Annotated in this window: 16 protein-coding genes; 7 read left to right on the forward strand and 9 right to left on the reverse strand. The window is 33.3% G+C overall.

Annotated elements, in window-relative coordinates:
- The first annotated feature begins 98 nt into the window (after positions 1 to 98).
- A complete protein-coding gene (locus ACSVH2_RS00885) occupies positions 99 to 1,097 on the forward strand; it encodes an NAD-dependent epimerase/dehydratase family protein (protein ID WP_438091274.1) in 999 nt (332 codons plus the stop codon).
- Here ACSVH2_RS00885 and ACSVH2_RS00890 read toward each other — a convergent pair whose 3' ends face one another.
- The 3 genes from ACSVH2_RS00890 to ACSVH2_RS00900 are packed head-to-tail and all read right to left on the reverse strand — an operon-like array spanning position 1,098 to position 3,590.
- On the reverse strand, positions 1,098 to 1,505 hold the full coding sequence (locus tag ACSVH2_RS00890; protein WP_438091275.1) for a DUF4296 domain-containing protein: 408 nt from the start codon (positions 1,503 to 1,505) through the stop codon (positions 1,098 to 1,100). It lies immediately after the preceding gene.
- A gap of 10 nt (positions 1,506 to 1,515) precedes the next feature.
- Positions 1,516 to 2,856: a dihydroorotase gene (locus tag ACSVH2_RS00895; protein WP_438091276.1), complete on the reverse strand. Its 1,341-nt coding sequence runs from the start codon at positions 2,854 to 2,856 to the stop codon at positions 1,516 to 1,518.
- Positions 2,857 to 2,864: 8 nt separating this feature from the next.
- Positions 2,865 to 3,590: a polyprenol monophosphomannose synthase gene (locus tag ACSVH2_RS00900; RefSeq protein WP_438091277.1), complete on the reverse strand. Its 726-nt coding sequence runs from the start codon at positions 3,588 to 3,590 to the stop codon at positions 2,865 to 2,867.
- A gap of 110 nt (positions 3,591 to 3,700) precedes the next feature.
- On the opposite strand from ACSVH2_RS00900, the gene ACSVH2_RS00905 reads away from it, so the two are divergent.
- Together ACSVH2_RS00905 and ACSVH2_RS00910 are read left to right on the forward strand one after the other, a co-directional pair.
- The gene (locus ACSVH2_RS00905; protein WP_438091278.1) at positions 3,701 to 4,375 is read left to right on the forward strand and encodes a DUF4271 domain-containing protein; all 675 of its coding nucleotides are present in this window, start codon (positions 3,701 to 3,703) and stop codon (positions 4,373 to 4,375) included.
- A gap of 10 nt (positions 4,376 to 4,385) precedes the next feature.
- Positions 4,386 to 5,135: a uroporphyrinogen-III synthase gene (locus ACSVH2_RS00910; protein WP_438092245.1), complete on the forward strand. Its 750-nt coding sequence runs from the start codon at positions 4,386 to 4,388 to the stop codon at positions 5,133 to 5,135.
- Between the two features lie 73 nt (positions 5,136 to 5,208).
- Here ACSVH2_RS00910 and pckA read toward each other — a convergent pair whose 3' ends face one another.
- Positions 5,209 to 6,834 (reverse strand): phosphoenolpyruvate carboxykinase (ATP), encoded by a 1,626-nt coding sequence (pckA, locus tag ACSVH2_RS00915; RefSeq protein ID WP_438091279.1) that lies wholly within the window; start codon positions 6,832 to 6,834, stop codon positions 5,209 to 5,211.
- A gap of 80 nt (positions 6,835 to 6,914) precedes the next feature.
- A complete protein-coding gene (locus ACSVH2_RS00920; protein ID WP_438091280.1) occupies positions 6,915 to 7,301 on the reverse strand; it encodes a DUF423 domain-containing protein in 387 nt (128 codons plus the stop codon).
- A gap of 126 nt (positions 7,302 to 7,427) precedes the next feature.
- Here ACSVH2_RS00920 and ACSVH2_RS00925 point away from each other — a divergent pair, with 126 nt between their 5' ends.
- The 4 genes from ACSVH2_RS00925 to ACSVH2_RS00940 all read left to right on the forward strand — a co-directional run bounded on the left by ACSVH2_RS00925 (position 7,428) and on the right by ACSVH2_RS00940 (position 10,556).
- The gene (locus ACSVH2_RS00925; protein WP_438091281.1) at positions 7,428 to 8,189 is read left to right on the forward strand and encodes a DUF3108 domain-containing protein; all 762 of its coding nucleotides are present in this window, start codon (positions 7,428 to 7,430) and stop codon (positions 8,187 to 8,189) included.
- A gap of 10 nt (positions 8,190 to 8,199) precedes the next feature.
- Entirely contained in the window at positions 8,200 to 8,523 is a 324-nt protein-coding gene (locus ACSVH2_RS00930; protein WP_438091282.1) for a hypothetical protein, read from the forward strand.
- 84 nt (positions 8,524 to 8,607) lie between these two features.
- On the forward strand, positions 8,608 to 9,981 hold the full coding sequence (locus tag ACSVH2_RS00935; protein WP_438091283.1) for a saccharopine dehydrogenase family protein: 1,374 nt from the start codon (positions 8,608 to 8,610) through the stop codon (positions 9,979 to 9,981).
- Between the two features lie 104 nt (positions 9,982 to 10,085).
- Complete coding sequence (locus ACSVH2_RS00940) at positions 10,086 to 10,556, forward strand: Lrp/AsnC family transcriptional regulator (RefSeq protein ID WP_438091284.1); 471 nt, start codon at positions 10,086 to 10,088, stop codon at positions 10,554 to 10,556.
- Between the two features lie 60 nt (positions 10,557 to 10,616).
- On the opposite strand, the gene ACSVH2_RS00945 is transcribed toward ACSVH2_RS00940, so the two are convergent.
- From ACSVH2_RS00945 to ACSVH2_RS00960, 4 genes are all read right to left on the reverse strand, one after another.
- On the reverse strand, positions 10,617 to 11,312 hold the full coding sequence (locus tag ACSVH2_RS00945) for a zinc metallopeptidase (RefSeq protein ID WP_438091285.1): 696 nt from the start codon (positions 11,310 to 11,312) through the stop codon (positions 10,617 to 10,619).
- Positions 11,313 to 11,395: 83 nt separating this feature from the next.
- Positions 11,396 to 11,581 carry a hypothetical protein gene (locus tag ACSVH2_RS00950; RefSeq protein WP_438091286.1) on the reverse strand — a complete coding sequence of 62 codons (186 nt, stop codon included), beginning with the start codon at positions 11,579 to 11,581 and terminating at the stop codon, positions 11,396 to 11,398.
- Between the two features lie 169 nt (positions 11,582 to 11,750).
- Positions 11,751 to 12,872 (reverse strand): alanine dehydrogenase, encoded by a 1,122-nt coding sequence (ald, locus tag ACSVH2_RS00955; RefSeq protein ID WP_438091287.1) that lies wholly within the window; start codon positions 12,870 to 12,872, stop codon positions 11,751 to 11,753.
- Positions 12,873 to 13,108: 236 nt separating this feature from the next.
- Positions 13,109 to 16,117 (reverse strand): leucine--tRNA ligase, encoded by a 3,009-nt coding sequence (locus ACSVH2_RS00960; RefSeq protein ID WP_438091288.1) that lies wholly within the window; start codon positions 16,115 to 16,117, stop codon positions 13,109 to 13,111.
- Between the last annotated feature and the right edge of the window lie 87 nt (positions 16,118 to 16,204).

Below are 16,204 nucleotides of genomic sequence, written 5' to 3' on the forward strand. Positions count from 1 at the left end.
TCAGGGTAAATGACAATTTCAATGACAAAAACAAATTTTTGTTTTTCAAATAAACGTTGTGCACTTGCGCCTTAGTAGTAAAATCCTATCTTTACAACATGATATTAGTTACAGGCGGAACAGGATTAGTTGGTGCACATTTGCTTTTACATTTAACTGAAAAAGGCGAAAATGTTCGCGCCACATATAGAAACTTATCGACAACCGAAAAAACAAAATCGCTTTTCAAATTGCACCAAAAAGAGGTTTTGTTCCAAAAAATAGATTGGGTTAAAGCCGATATTTTAGACATTCCTTCATTAGAAATTGCCTTCGAAAATATAACTACCGTTTATCATTGTGCGGCACACATCTCTTTTGATCCAAAGGAAGAAATCCTTTTGCGAAAAGTGAATATTGAAGGCACAGCCAATATTGTTAATTTTTGTATTGATAAAAAAGTAAAAAAACTGTGTTATGTGAGTTCAATTGCGGCTTTGGGCGATTTGACACAAAATGAAAATATCATCACTGAAGACACAGAATGGAATCCTGAAATATACCACAGTGATTATGCCATTTCAAAATATGGCGCTGAAATGGAAGTTTGGCGTGGATTCCAAGAAGGATTAGGAGTGGTAATTGTAAATCCTGGTATTATTTTAGGTTCAACTATTTGGGATACAGGAAGTGGTGTAATTTTTGGAAAAGTTAAAAATGGCCTTTCGTTTTATACCAAAGGACAAACAGGACATGTAAGCGTTACTGATGTTGTAATCGCCATGACACAACTAATGGAAAGTGCTATTTCGGGAGAACGATTTACGCTTGTTGCCGAACATTTTACTTATGAAAAAATCATAAAAATAATTGCAAGAAAAACTGGAAGCAAACCTCCAAAATTTTACGTTAAACCTTGGATTACAGCAATTGCATGGAGATTAGATTGGTTTATTGCCACTTTTTTGGGCACAAAAAGAAACCTATCAAAATTTGCTGCTCAATCTATTCACACTATCGATTGGTATAGTAACGAGAAAATAAAAAATACTTTGAATTTTGAATTTCAACCTATTGAAAAAGTGGTTGAGGATATTGTTAATTTAGAAAAAAAATAACTATTGCACTTGTGGTGTATCAGAAATGGGTTGCGGTGATGGGTTCTGCGGAACAGTTTGCCCACTTTGTTTCAGCTTAGCGTCAATTTTCAAAGTTTCATTATTAAGTCTGGCCTTTACAACTTCAAACATTTTTTTATATTCATCTACATCAGAAGCATAATATTTATTGCTTTCAACTAATTGAATGCTATCTATTTTATATTTTTTATAAATATATTCATTAGCCGATTTAGAACTGAAACCTCCATTTATATTTTGATTTTTTATGGCTTCTACTAATGACAAATCATATAAAATAGAAATCATTTTATCCTTTTCAATGAGTTTTTTTGGTTTTTTAATGGCATTGTTGTCGCAACTAAGTAGCGAAAACAGCAAACAAAGCAAAATCAATATTTTTCTCATTATTTTCATTTTATCTATTAAAAAGTAAACGTTTTCCAACGGGAACTTCCTTTACTTTAAAATTCTGATAGACTAATTCTCCGTTAACAAAAGTATGCGTTATTCTCGATTTAAAGTTATATCCTTCAAAAGGTGACCAACCACATTTTGCTAAAATATTTTCTCTCTTCACATTCCAAGGTAAACCTGGATTAACAATAACCAAATCAGCATAAAAACCTTCTTTGATAAATCCTCGTTTTTCAATTTTAAAAATGGTAGCCGGATTGTGGCACATTTTTTCAACTATTTTTTCAATAGATATTTTTCCTTGATGATAGGCTTCAAACATAGCAACCACAGCATGTTGCACTAATGGTCCACCAGAAGGTGCTTTCAAATAGGTTTGGTTTTTTTCTTCTAAAGTGTGTGGAGCATGGTCAGTAGCAATAACATCAATTCTGTCATCTAACAAAGCTTCCCAAAGTGCTTTTCTATCATCAGCCGATTTTATTGCTGGATTCCATTTGATAAGATTTCCTTTTGTGGCATAATCTTCGTCTGAAAACCAAAGGTGATGTATACAAACTTCGGCTGTGATTTGTTTTTCTTCCAAAGGAATTTTATTAGTAAACAAATCTAACTCCTTAGCTGTTGAAATATGGAAAACGTGGAGTCTAGCTCCAGTTCTTTTCGCTAATTCTATAATTTTTACAGTTGATTTATAGCACGCTTCTACACTTCTAATTTCTGGATGATATTTAACTGGTATATCTTCCCCAAATTGCAATTTAAATCTTTCTAAATTAGCTTTGACCGTATTTTCATCTTCGCTATGAACAGCTATCAAAAGTTTGGTGTTTGAAAATATTTTTTCGAGAGCTTCGGAACTATCAACAAGCATATCACCAGTTGACGAACCTAAAAACAATTTGATTCCCGCTACATTTTTTGGATTTGTTTTTAATAATTCCTCCAAATTATCGTTCGTTCCGCCCATCATAAAGGAATAATTAGCATAGGAATTTTTTGCAGCTATTTTATATTTTTCTTCTAAAATTTCTTGTGTTACCGCATTCGGAACCGTATTAGGTTGTTCTATATAAGAAGTAATTCCGCCAGCAACTGCGGCTCGACTCTCTGAAGCAATATCTCCTTTGTGTGTCAATCCTGGCTCACGAAAATGAACTTGATCATCAATAGCACCAGGAATTAAATAACTTCCTTCGGCATCAATAATTTTACAGTTGGCTAATTTTGGACTTATGCTTTCAGCAATTTCAACGATATATTCGTTTTCAATCAAAACATCGCCTTCAAAAATTTTCCCTTCATTTACAATTTTGGCATTCTTAATTAAAACCGTATTCATTTTTATTGTTATAATCTGTTTATAAACTTTCTAAATCTCAAGGAAATGACCCCAAATATGGCTTCCTTAATTATTGAACCACTCATTTTTGATTGTCCTTTTGTTCTGTCAGTAAAGATTACTGGAACTTCTTTAATGATATAATTTTTTGCAAATGCTCTATATTTCATTTCAATTTGAAAAGCATAACCAATGAATTTTATTTTATTTAAGTCAATTTTTTCTAATACTTCTCTACGATAACAAATAAATCCAGCTGTGGTATCCATTATTTTCATTCCTGTTATCAATCTCACATAAACTGAAGCGAAATAGGATAATAAAACCCTGCTCAGAGGCCAATTTACAACATTAACACCATTTACATAACGTGAACCTATGGCTAAATCTGCTCCATCATTTTTACAAGATTCATATAACAATGGTAAATCTTTAGGGTTGTGTGAAAAATCAGCATCCATTTCAAAAATGTAATCATATTGGTGTTCTAAAGCCCAATTGAAACCATGAACGTAAGCCAATCCCAAACCCGCTTTTTTGGCTCTATTAACCAAAAACAAATTCCCCTGAAATTCATTTTGTAATGCTACTACTTTTTCAGCTGTTTTGTCGGGTGAATTGTCATCAACTATCAAAACATGAAACGGTTTCTCTAATGAAAACACAGCGCGAATAATGCTTTCAATGTTTTCAATTTCATTATATGTTGGAATAATAACTAAACCATCTATCATAGAAAAAATACTATCAAAATTTGGTTCAAAAATAATCTTTTTATTAAAGTACTATCTTAATAATTTTATAATAATTTAAGAAATAAAAAATTAGTAATTTTGGCGGAATTATGTTAGAAACTGTTTTTCAGCCAAGAATTTTAGAATCTAAAGATTGGGCAACCTATCTTTTCATCTTTTCATTTGCATTGATTGCTATTGCAAAGAGTACTTTTGAAACAAGATTTAAAGACTTTCTTAGAGTTTTAGTCTCAGACAAATACATCAAAATATACAAAGATCCATCGCACTTGATGAGTGGTTTTACGATACTTTTATTTATTGTTCAACTTATTTCATTTTCATTTTTTATACAATTATTGCTTGATAAATTGGGTTATGTTTCTAAAACCGACGGTATAATTTTCCTGCGTATTTTTACTTTTTTTGGAATTTTTGTGCTTTCTAAATTTTTAATCGAAAAAATTGTTGCTGCCGTATTTAACATTGAAGAATTTGCAGAACAATTCAATTTACAGAAAGTTAGCTACCGAACTTTTATTGGTATACTGCTTTTGCCTATAAATATTTATTTGTTTTATAACAATAATTCACCAAATCTTTTGTTTTATTGCATAATTGTTATGGTTTTGATAATAAATTTGTTTTCTTATATGATTTCATTGAAGATTTATCAAAACTTATTTATAGGCAAAGTGTTTTATTTTATTTTGTATCTTTGCGCACTTGAAATAGCACCGTACTATTTTATATATTATTTGATTACAAAAAATTTAGCGCATTAAAATGTCAAATTTGAAAGTGAAAACAATTTTGGTGTCACAACCAGAGCCAAAAGTAGAAAATTCACCTTACTTTGAATTGCAACAAAAGCATAAGGTAAAAGTTGACTTCCGCTCATTTATACATGTAGAAGGAGTAAACGCAAAAGATATAAGAGCTCAAAAAATTGACCTCAATAATTTTACAGCGATTATTTTGACGAGCAGAAATTCTGTAGATCATTTTTTTAGAGTTGCTGAAGAAATGCGTTATAAAGTTCCCGAAGATTTAAAATATTTTTGTCAATCAGAAGCTATTGCTTTTTATTTACAGAAGTATGTCGTTTACAGAAAACGTAAAATATATGTTGGTCAAAAAGACTTTGTTGATTTATCACCTTTGATAAAAAAATACAAAGAAGAAAAATTCTTGTTGCCTGCATCAGACCAATTAAATTATGACGTGCCTCAAACCCTGAATAATTTGAAAGTTGACTGGACACAAGCTACTTTTTACAAAACTGTCATGAGTGATTTGTCTGATTTAGCAGACGTTTATTATGATGTTTTAGCATTTTTTAGCCCAACAGGAATTAAATCGTTATTTAAAAACTTCCCTGATTTTCAACAAAACAATACCCGAATTGCAGTTTTTGGTAGTACTACTCAAAAAGAAGCATTAGAACACGGTTTGCGTATAGATATTTTAGCGCCAACTCCAGAGACACCTTCAATGACAATGGCTTTGGAAAAATATGTAGCTGAAGCTAACAAAGGAAAATAAAAATTTTATTTATATTAATAAAAAAGCCATTCAAATTCTTGAATGGCTTTTTTCGGTTGGTTAGGTTTATGTATTATAATTGTGGACCAGCTTTTATTAAGCTTTGCCCTTGTTCATTATCTGTGTATTGTACAAAATTAGCAATAAAACGTGAAGCCAAATCGTTAGCTTTTGTATTCCATTCAGCAACATCAGCATAAGTATCTCTTGGGTCTAAAATAGCAGGATTTACATCATGTAGAGCTACTGGCACTTCAAAATTGAAAACTGGTATTAATTTAGTTGCTGCTTTTTCAATAGAACCATCAAGAATAGCATCAATAATTGCTCTCGTATCTTTAATAGAAATACGTTTTCCTGTTCCGTTCCAGCCCGTGTTAACCATATAGGCAGTTGCGCGGTGTTGTTCCATTTTTTTTACCAATTCCTCTCCATATTTTGTTGGATGTAATGATAAAAATGCTTTTCCAAAACACGCAGAAAAAGTTGGTGTTGGTTCCGTTACTCCACGTTCTGTTCCGGCTAATTTTGCTGTAAATCCTGAAAGAAAATAATATTTAGTTTGCTCAGGAGTTAATTTTGAAACAGGTGGCATTACTCCAAAAGCATCTGCTGTTAGGAAAATTACTTTGGTAGCATGACCAGCTTTCGAAACTGGTTTTACAATGTTATGAATATGATTAATTGGATAGGATACACGAGTGTTTTGTGTTACTGAACCGTCTTTGAAATCAATCTTACCTTTAGAGTCAACGGTTACGTTTTCTAATAAAGCGTCTTTTTTAATTGCTCCAAAAATGTCTGGTTCATTTTCAGCACTTAAGTCAATTGTTTTGGCATAACATCCGCCTTCAAAATTAAAAACACCTTCGTCATCCCAGCCGTGTTCATCGTCACCAATTAACTCGCGCTTTGGATCGGTTGATAAAGTGGTTTTTCCTGTTCCTGATAGTCCAAAGAAAACTGCCACATCACCATCAGCGCCTTTATTAGCAGAACAATGCATAGATGCAATTCCTTGTAATGGTAAATAGTAATTCATCATGGCAAACATTCCTTTTTTCATTTCACCACCATACCATGTACCGCCTATAATTTGAACTTTCTCCGTTAAATTAAACGCAACATATACTTCTGAATTTAATCCGTGAGCAGCATAGTCTTTGAAAGAAGTTTTAGAACCATTCATTACAATAAAATCAGGTTCTCCAAAATTTTCCAACTCTTCTGCAGTAGGACGAATAAACATATTGGTTACAAAATGTGCTTGCCATGCTACTTCCATGATGAAACGCACTTTCAATCTAGTATTTTCATTAGCACCACAAAAAGCATCAACAACGTATAACTTTTTCCCCGAAAGTTGCTCAACTGTTGTGTTTTTTAGTGCATTCCAAGTATTTTGTGTAATTGGCTTATTGTCATTAACCGCTTTTTCTGAATTCCACCAAATGGTATTTTCAGTAATGCTATCTTTAACTATGTACTTGTCTTTTGGAGATCTACCCGTAAAAACTCCCGTCATGACATTGACTGCTCCAAGTTCGGTAAGTTGCCCTTTTTCAAAGCCTTCCAAATTCGGATTTAATTCATCATTATATAATTGCTCGAATGAAGGATTGTGGATGATTTCTTGAACATTTTTAATTCCGTATTTTTCTAACGAAATCGATTTCGTAATTTGAGCGTAGTTCTCCATAGAAATTAGTTTGTGTAGTTTTATTAAACAGGTGACAAAGGTAAAAATTATATTTTAGAAACTATTTTTTTCTCAAAATATTATCCTTTCTTTTTTAAAATATTCCAAAACAAAACTCCCCAAGCCGCAATTAATAAAGCACCGCCAATGGGTGTAATAATTCCAATAGGTTTAAAATTAATGCCTGTTATGGTTTTGGTTGCCAACAAATAAATAGAACCTGAGAAGAAAATTACTCCAAAAATCACCAACCTAAAGACAATATTTTTTGTTTTTACATCAAGAATTGAGTTGAACCCTAAAAACAATAAAAAAAGGGCATGATACATTTGGTATTTAACTCCAGTTTCAAAAGTTACAAGCTCTTCAACTGACAACAGTTTTTTTAATGCATGAGCACCAAATGCACCCAAAATTATTGCGACCATTCCCATCAATGAAGCAACGCTGATTATTTTTCTTTCCATTTTTATTGAATTCAATACTAAAGCCCAAATTTATTCGTTATTTAAATACCAATAAAGAAATTTCATGTTTCTTTTACTATTTGAAAAGTTTTTAAAAATTTATATTTGCATCTTTAATTTACTACCATGAAAAGAATTCTTTATATACTATTTTTATTTTTCTTTATAACTTCGGTGACCACTGTTAAAAGTCAAACCATCAAATCTGGGGAAAAATTAGTTTTTGCTGGTTCTTATAATATGAGTGGTTTAATGACACAATTGGCGCAAGTTACTATGAGTACTGAGACTGTTTCAACTGCAAAAAATTCGTATTTACATTTGAATTGCGAGTTGTCAACCTACAGTAAATGGGATTCCTTTTTCAAAATAAGGGATATTTATGAGTCTTATGTCAATCCAACTAACTTAAAACCAAGTTTGTACAAAAGAAGTATTGATGAAGGTGGTTATACAAAAAAAGAAAAATATGTTTTCAAGGGAAATACTGTAAACAGTACAACTAAAAGAAAAAACAAACCCGAAACACAAAAAACAGTCGCCATAGGCAGTTCCACTCAAGATGTGATATCGCTTTTTTATAAAGTAAGAACCATGGATTTTTCTAAATTCAAAGAAGGACAAACAGTATCTTTGACTATCGTTTTTGATGAAAAACAAATTCCAGTTACTTTAAAATATATGGGAAAAGAAACTGTATCAGCTGGAAATTTAGGTAAAAAAGAATGTTACAAAATATCTATTGGAGCCAAAACAGATGCTTTGAGAGGAAAAGACAAAAATCTAATTTGGTTTACTGCTGATGCTAAAAAAATTCCTGCATTGCTGAAATTCAGCATTCCTGTTGGAACAGGTCAATTAACATTAACCTCGGCAACTGGAATTTAAACTAATAATCATGAGAAAAGTAATTTTACTATTAGCTATTATTTTTACTGTTTTAGCCATTGTTTTTTCCGCTTTACCAATGGATACTTTAGCTTTTTTACCTATAGGAACGGCTTTACTATTTTCATTATTGCTTTTGAAAAAATCCGAATACGAGCAGAAAAGATTCCCAAAATCGTTACTTTTTATATGTGCATTGTGTTCAGTTTTTGTTCTTGGAAAAACACTTTTTATAAAAGATAAAGTCGAAGTAGATCAAAAATTTGAACTGCAAAAAATCGAAACTAAAGAAGAAGCCAAAAAAGAACTTGAAGAAATTGAAGGTTTAGAATAAATCAAAAACAAAAGCTCCTCTGAAAAGATGAGCTTTTTTGTTACAATCAAATTCATACATTTGCTACCAACAACAAAATATCGAATGAGAAATATTTTAATCATTGGTGCTGGTCGTTCAGCATCGTCACTCATACAATACCTTTTAAACAAATCGGTTCAAGAAAATCTTCACTTGACTATCGGCGACTTGTCTTTAGAATTAGCCCAACGCAAAATCAATAATCATCCTAATGCAACTCCGATTGCTTTAGATATTAACAACGTTGAACAACGCCAAAGTGAAATACAAAAAGCGGATATTGTGATTTCGATGTTGCCAGCACACATGCATATTGAGGTTGCAAAAGACTGTGTAACTTTCAAAAAAAATATGGTTACGGCTTCCTATGTTTCAGAAGCTATGCAAAGTTTGGATGCTGAAGTTAAAGCAAGTGGTTTGGTTTTTATGAACGAAATTGGTCTTGACCCAGGAATTGACCATATGAGTGCCATGAAAGTGATTGATGAAATTAAAGCCAAAGGCGGTAAAATGATTTTATTCGAATCGTTTTGTGGTGGATTAGTAGCTCCAGAAAGTGACAACAATCTTTGGAATTATAAATTCACTTGGGCACCACGAAATGTGGTTTTGGCAGGTCAAGGTGGCGCAGCCAAGTTTATCCAAGAAGGAAAATACAAATACATTCCCTATCACAAATTATTCCGCAGAACAGAGTTTTTAGAAGTTGAAGGTTACGGAAAATTTGAAGGTTATAGCAATCGCGATTCGTTAAAATACCGAAGTGTTTACGGATTAGATGACATCCTAACTTTGTATCGTGGAACCATTCGCAGAGTTGGTTTTTCAAAAGCATGGAATATGTTTGTGCAATTGGGCATGACAGATGATACCTATCCAATGGAAAACTCAGAAACCATGAGTTACCGCGATTATATCAATTCGTTTTTACCTTATTCTCCAACGGACTCTGTGGAAATCAAAACCCGAATTCAATTGGGCATTGAGCAAGACGACATCATGTGGGACAAATTATTGGAACTCGACTTATTCAATCCTAATAAAATAGTGGGACTAAAAAATGCAACCCCAGCACAAATTTTGGAACACATCTTAAATGACTGTTGGAAATTACAACCCGAAGACAAAGACATGATTGTGATGTACCACAAATTTGGATATGAAATCAACGGTGAAAGAAAACAAATCGATTCAAAAATGGTTTGTATTGGCGATGACCAAACTTATACAGCTATGGCAAAAACGGTAGGTTTACCTATAGCCATGGCTGCTATTCAAATATTAAACGGGAAAATAAAAACGCCAGGTGTGCAATTACCCATTCGTAAAGAAGTGTATGAACCCATATTAAAAGAGCTCGAAGAATTTGGTGTGATTTTCAAAGAAACCGAAATGCCTTATGTGGGTTATAATCCTGATAAGTTGTTGGGGAATTAAAAACAATTAAAATAGCATACAAAAAACCAAAATCATAACCGATTTTGGTTTTTTGTTTATAAATAGAAACCAAATCGTTACTTTTACTTTAAAATTAATTGAATATGAAAATAAATCAACTACAAATAGAAATTGATGGCATCGATAAAGAAATCCTCCGCGACTTGATGGAAGATGCCCGAAAACCTATACTTCAAATTGCCAACAAAATAGGAATATCAGGAGCAGCTATTCATCAAAGACTTAGAAAACTAGAAGATGCTGGCGTGATTGCTGCTTCTAAATTGATTGTTGACAACAAGGTTTTGGGCTATAAAACCATGGCGTTTATTGGCATTTATTTGGATAAAGCTTCTAGTAATGCTGATGCGGTACGAGAATTGAAAAAAATTCCTGAAGTGTTGGAATGTCATTACACCACAGGAAATTGGAGTATTCTTATCAAAATTATTTGTCGTGATAACGAACATTTGATGCAACTCTTGAATAAAAAAATCCAGCCCATTGATGGCGTTTCAAGAACGGAAACTTATATTTCTTTGGAACAACAAATTGAGAGACAAATACAACTATAAAAATTAACCCTATCAGAGTTTAGAACTCTGACAGGGTTTACTATATTGATTTTATCAACCTTAATCTCTACTTCCAAAAACTTGTAAAGCCCAATATAGTAATGATGCTAAAGCACCAATTGCTGCAACCACATAGGTTCGTGCTGCCCATTTCAAGGCATCTTCGGCACCAGCATATTCTTGTTGGCTCAACATATTTTTATTTTTAAGCCAAGCCAAAGCTCTGTTACTCGCGTCATATTCAACTGGCAACGTGATGAAACTAAAGGCAGTTGCAACCGCCATAAGAATTAATCCGATTACTGCGATGTAAAATCCCAAACCTAAACCTGCGGCTGCACCCAAAATCAATCCACCAAAAATTAACCATTGGGAAAGTGTTGATGAAATATTCACTAAAGGAACTAATTGCGAACGTAATTGTAACATGTTATATGCCGTGGCGTGTTGCACAGCATGACCACATTCGTGAGCAGCAACTGCTGCTGCTGAAGCATTTCTTTGGTTGTAAACAGATTCGCTCAAGTTGACGGTTTTGTCCAACGGATTATAATGGTCTGTTAATTGTCCTGGCGTGGAAATGACTTTTACATCATAAATGCCATGGTCATTAAGCATTTGTTGGGCAATTTCGGCACCTGAAAGACCATTTCGTAAATGAACTTTTGAGTATTCTTCAAATTTGCTCTTTAGTTTTGAACTTACTAGCCAACTTACTAAAGCAATTAACCCTATTAAAATATAGTATCCAAACATGATTTCTTAATTTTTAGTTTCTAATTTATTATCAAAATGTACGCCAATTTTTCTACCCTTTTATATAAATGACAAGCTGTCACTTATCTACAAATTGTTATAAAAGCCAATAATTCGGCAGCTTCATAATATGTAAAATTGACGCTAATAATTTCATAACCCGCATTGGCTTTTTCATTTAGAAATAATTCTACCCTTTCGGTTAGTTTTTCTTTCATACTACTAAAACCTGCTTTTTCAACAATCGTGTGTACTTCAAATTTTTTCATAATTATTTTTTCTAGTTATACGTAAAAAAATAGAAAGGTTACAAAACCGCTATTAAATTTCAGCATCTTGTCTTTCGAAGTTAGGTTTTATTACTCCTAAATTATAACTACAAAAAAATCCCGAACAGTTTCCAATTAGGGATTTTGAATATTGTTTCAAAAAAATGGCTTAGACTATTGTGGACTCGTTCACTCTATGATTTTCTTTCCAGTCAAACGCATCTATGATTTCTTTATAAACACATTTACCATGAACGATATTTAACCCTTTGGCAAGGGATGCTTCTTTTTCGCATGCTTTTTCCCAGCCCAAATTAGCTAACAAAAGCACATAAGGCAAGGTAACATTGGTCAGCGCCATTGTGGAAGTATAAGGAACGGCTCCAGGCATATTGGCTACACAATAATGAATTACATCATCAATAATATAAGTAGGATTTTCATGGGTAGTTGGAACTGTAGTTTCAAAACAACCGCCTTGGTCAACAGCTACATCTACGATAACTGTTCCTGGACGCATTTCTTTAAGCATTTCTTTGGTAATTAATTTTGGAGCTTTAGAACCTTTTATCAAAACACCACCAATAATTAAATCGTGATCTTTAATATGTCGTCTAATATTATATTCACTAGAAAACTCGGTTACAACATGTGATGGCATAACATCATTCACATAACGAAGCCGTTTCATATTAGTGTCCAAAATAGTAACGTGAGCGCCCAAACCTGCAGCCATTTTCGCAGCTTGAACACCAACAACTCCTGCACCAAGAATCAAAACTCTTCCCGGCGGAACACCTGGAACACCACCAAGCAAAACACCACGACCTTTAATTGGTTTTTCTAAATATTTTGCTCCTTGCTGAATCGCCATTCGTCCTGCCACTTCAGACATTGGTGTTAGCAGCGGTAAACTTCCATCGGAGTCTTCAACTGTTTCATAGGCAATACAAACTGCATTACTTCTTAGCATGGCAAAAGTCAATTCTTCGCTAGAGGCAAAGTGAAAATAGGTAAACAAAATATGATTCGGTTTTATTAAAGGATATTCTTCGGCGATAGGTTCTTTAACTTTAATAATCATCTCGCTCAAACTATAAACTTCTTCGATTGATTTTACGATTATTGCACCAACGTTTCGATAATCTTCATCAAAAAAACCACTTCCATCACCAGCAGTAGATTGAACAAAAACAATATGATTGTTTTTTGTTAGCTCAAATACACCTGCAGGAGTCATTCCAACGCGGCTTTCATTGTTTTTAATTTCTTTTGGAACACCAATTTTCATAATTACACACTTTAAGCAATCAAAAGTTGTAATTTTATTTGATACTATAAAATTATTGGGGTTAAATTTTATAATTATTATCATAATATTATTTATACCCTATTTTTTATATGGTATAAATAATAAATTTAGTTTCTATTAAAAAAATGATATGTTAATCAAAAAAGAAAACACCTTTAGAAACAAAATTCTAAAGATGTTTATTAACATGAAAATATACTATGTGAGCATTTTTGCTAACCAACCAAGTTAATCACTTTTCCGGGAACGATGATGACTTTATTAGGCGTTCTTCCTTCTAGTTGTTTGATGGTTCTTTCATCTGCCATTACAATTTCTTGTATTTGCGCTACCGATAAATCCAAAGATAATTTTATCGTGAAACGCATCTTTCCGTTGAACGAAACGGGATATTCTTTTTCAGATTCTACTAAGTATTTCTCGTTTACGATTGGAAAATCAACAGTAGCAATAGATCCAGAATGTCCTAATTGCGACCATAATTCCTCCGCAATATGTGGTGCATAAGGCGAAATGGTTATGGCTAATGGTTCCAATATTTTTCGGTGATTGCATTTTAGAGTTGCCAATTCGTTGACGCAAATCATAAACTGTGACACCGACGTATTGAACGAGAAATTCTCAATATCTTCGGTTACTTTTTTGATGGTTTTGTGTAATGATTTGTACATCTCTGGTGTTGGTTCGTCGTTAGTAACATTCAAACCAGTATTTTCATCAAAATACAAACGCCACAGTTTTTTTAAGAAACCTGAAACTCCGGTGATACCAGCAGTATTCCATGGTTTGGCTTGTTCCAATGGACCCAAAAACATTTCGTACAAACGTAAAGTATCTGCGCCATAATCATTACATATTTCATCTGGATTAACTACGTTATACTTTGATTTTGACATTTTTTCAACTTCTCGAATAACTATTATTTCATCAGTATCAATAACTTCATTTCCATTAAAGTATGATGCATTTAACAATAGTTTATATCTTTCATCTTTTGAAAGACTAGTTAAATTAATTTCATTTTTCAAATTGACATAACTCACATCAATTGCAGATTTAAAACAGACAAAATTTCTTTCTAAACCTTCTAATCTTTTATTTGAACTTTCAAATAAAGATAATCTTTCATCTAAAAATTGAAATAAATTATTAGGTAAAATATCTATTGAACCCCCATTAATAAAGTTCTTATATGTATCAAGATTTAGTAAAACTTGATCCGGAGCATTTTCATCACCTAATTTAGTTTGTAAAACATATACAAAAGCGCTTTCACCCAAAATCATTCCTTGATTAATCAATTTTTTGAATGGTTCTTCGGTTGGCGCATAACCTTTGTCTTTTAGGAATTTATTCCAAAATCGAGAGTACAATAAATGTCCGGTGGCATGTTCGCTTCCGCCAATATATAAATCTACGTTTTCCCAATATTTCAAGGCATCTGCTGAGGCAAATTCGTTCTCATTGTGAGCATCCATATAACGCATCCAATACCATGAACTTCCTGCCCAACCTGGCATAGTATTTAATTCTAAAGGAAAAATGGTCTTGTTATCAATCAAATCATTGCTTACAACTTTATTATTCACAGTGTCCCAAGCCCAATCCGTAGCATTGCCCAATGGCGGTTGTCCGTCTTCGGTTGGGAGATATTTTTCCACTTCTGGCAATACAATTGGTAAATGTTTCACATCAATCATCTGCGGTAAACCATTCACATAATACACTGGAAATGGTTCTCCCCAATAGCGTTGACGAGAGAAAACTGCATCGCGCAAACGGTAATTGGTTTTGCCTTTACCTTGTTTAATGTTTTCTAGAGCTTCAATGACTTTTTTGGTGGCTTCTTTATAACCCAATCCGTTTAAGAAATCGGATTTTACCAATTGAAAGCCTTCTTTGCTAGCATACGCTACTTCAGAAATATCTTGATTGAAGATGTTCTTTATTTCGGGCATTCCGTTTTCCCCTTTGAAGAAATTGGCAAAAGCATAATCTCTCTCGTCACCACATGGAACCGCCATCACAGCTCCAGTTCCGTAACCAGCTAATACATAATCGCCAATCCAAACTGGAATTAATGCTGCCGTAAAAGGATGTTCAGCATAAGCACCAGTGAAAACACCTGAAATGGTTTTGACATCTGCCATTCTTTCTCGTTCGGAACGTTTGGCGGTGGCTTCTACATAGGCTTCAACAGCTGCTTTTTGTTTTGCTGTAGTAATTTGAGCCACCAATTCATGTTCTGGAGCTAAAGTCATAAAAGTTACCCCAAAAATAGTATCTGGACGAGTTGTAAAAACTTCAATATATTTTTCTGAACCACGAATTTCTTCATGAGAGTTGACCAATTTAAACTTCACCATTGCACCAACTGATTTTCCAATCCAGTTGCGTTGCGATTCTTTTATTGACTCACTCCAATCGATAGTTTCTAATCCTTGCAATAATCTTTCAGCATAAGCAGAAATTCGCATGGACCATTGCGTCATTTTTTTACGAATAACAGGATGACCGCCACGTTCAGAAACTCCATTTACAATTTCGTCATTGGCTAAAACAGTGCCCAATGCCGGACACCAATTTACTTCAGTTTCTGCCAAATAGGTTAATCTGTATTGAAGTAAAAGTTGTTGTTTCTTTTCTTCCGAAAAGGCATTCCATTCGGCAGCAGTAAAAAGTTCAACACCATCATCGCAGACCATATCAACATTAGTATTTCCTTCTGTTCGGAAAATCTCCACTAATTCGGAAATATCAAAAGCTCTATTCGCTGATTTGCAATACCAAGAATTATATAATTGGATAAAAATCCATTGTGTCCATTTGTAATAATCAGCATTAGAAGTGCGTACTTCTCTACTCCAATCGAATGAAAAACCAATTTTATCTAATTGCTCACGATAGCGAGCAATGTTTTCACGAGTAGTTTTTTCTGGATGTTGTCCTGTTTGAATAGCATACTGTTCAGCAGGTAAACCAAAAGAATCATAACCTTGTGGATGCAACACATTAAACCCTTTATGACGTTTAAATCGCGCCACAATATCAGAAGCAATGTAACCTAGTGGATGTCCAACATGCAATCCTGCTCCTGAAGGATAAGGAAACATGTCAAGTACGTAATATTTTGGTTTGTCAGAGTTATTGCTAGCAGCAAATGTTTGATTTTCTGCCCAGTATTTTTGCCATTTGGCTTCAACTTTTTCGTGGAAATATTTCATTCTTCGTAGCTATTTTTTCTATACCTGACAGGTTTTAAAAAACCTGTCAGGTATAGTGCGATATATAATTTAAGGGGCAAATTTACG

This window comes from Flavobacterium sp. RSB2_4_14 (assembly GCF_051547085.1).
In the GTDB taxonomy this organism is placed as follows: Bacteria; Bacteroidota; Bacteroidia; order Flavobacteriales; family Flavobacteriaceae; genus Flavobacterium.

Coding starts and splice junctions, on each gene's coding strand:
- ACSVH2_RS00930 (WP_438091282.1), top strand. CDS start 8,200: ATGAGAAAAGTAATTTTACTATTAGCTATTATTTTTACTGTTTTAGCC.
- ACSVH2_RS00905 (WP_438091278.1), top strand. CDS start 3,701: ATGTTAGAAACTGTTTTTCAGCCAAGAATTTTAGAATCTAAAGATTGG.
- ACSVH2_RS00940 (WP_438091284.1), top strand. CDS start 10,086: ATGAAAATAAATCAACTACAAATAGAAATTGATGGCATCGATAAAGAA.
- ACSVH2_RS00920 (WP_438091280.1), bottom strand. CDS start 7,301: ATGGAAAGAAAAATAATCAGCGTTGCTTCATTGATGGGAATGGTCGCA.
- ACSVH2_RS00950 (WP_438091286.1), bottom strand. CDS start 11,581: ATGAAAAAATTTGAAGTACACACGATTGTTGAAAAAGCAGGTTTTAGT.
- ACSVH2_RS00960 (WP_438091288.1), bottom strand. CDS start 16,117: ATGAAATATTTCCACGAAAAAGTTGAAGCCAAATGGCAAAAATACTGG.
- ACSVH2_RS00900 (WP_438091277.1), bottom strand. CDS start 3,590: ATGATAGATGGTTTAGTTATTATTCCAACATATAATGAAATTGAAAAC.
- ACSVH2_RS00925 (WP_438091281.1), top strand. CDS start 7,428: ATGAAAAGAATTCTTTATATACTATTTTTATTTTTCTTTATAACTTCG.
- ACSVH2_RS00890 (WP_438091275.1), bottom strand. CDS start 1,505: ATGAGAAAAATATTGATTTTGCTTTGTTTGCTGTTTTCGCTACTTAGT.
- pckA (WP_438091279.1), bottom strand. CDS start 6,834: ATGGAGAACTACGCTCAAATTACGAAATCGATTTCGTTAGAAAAATAC.
- ACSVH2_RS00895 (WP_438091276.1), bottom strand. CDS start 2,856: ATGAATACGGTTTTAATTAAGAATGCCAAAATTGTAAATGAAGGGAAA.
- ACSVH2_RS00935 (WP_438091283.1), top strand. CDS start 8,608: ATGAGAAATATTTTAATCATTGGTGCTGGTCGTTCAGCATCGTCACTC.
- ald (WP_438091287.1), bottom strand. CDS start 12,872: ATGAAAATTGGTGTTCCAAAAGAAATTAAAAACAATGAAAGCCGCGTT.
- ACSVH2_RS00885 (WP_438091274.1), top strand. CDS start 99: ATGATATTAGTTACAGGCGGAACAGGATTAGTTGGTGCACATTTGCTT.
- ACSVH2_RS00945 (WP_438091285.1), bottom strand. CDS start 11,312: ATGTTTGGATACTATATTTTAATAGGGTTAATTGCTTTAGTAAGTTGG.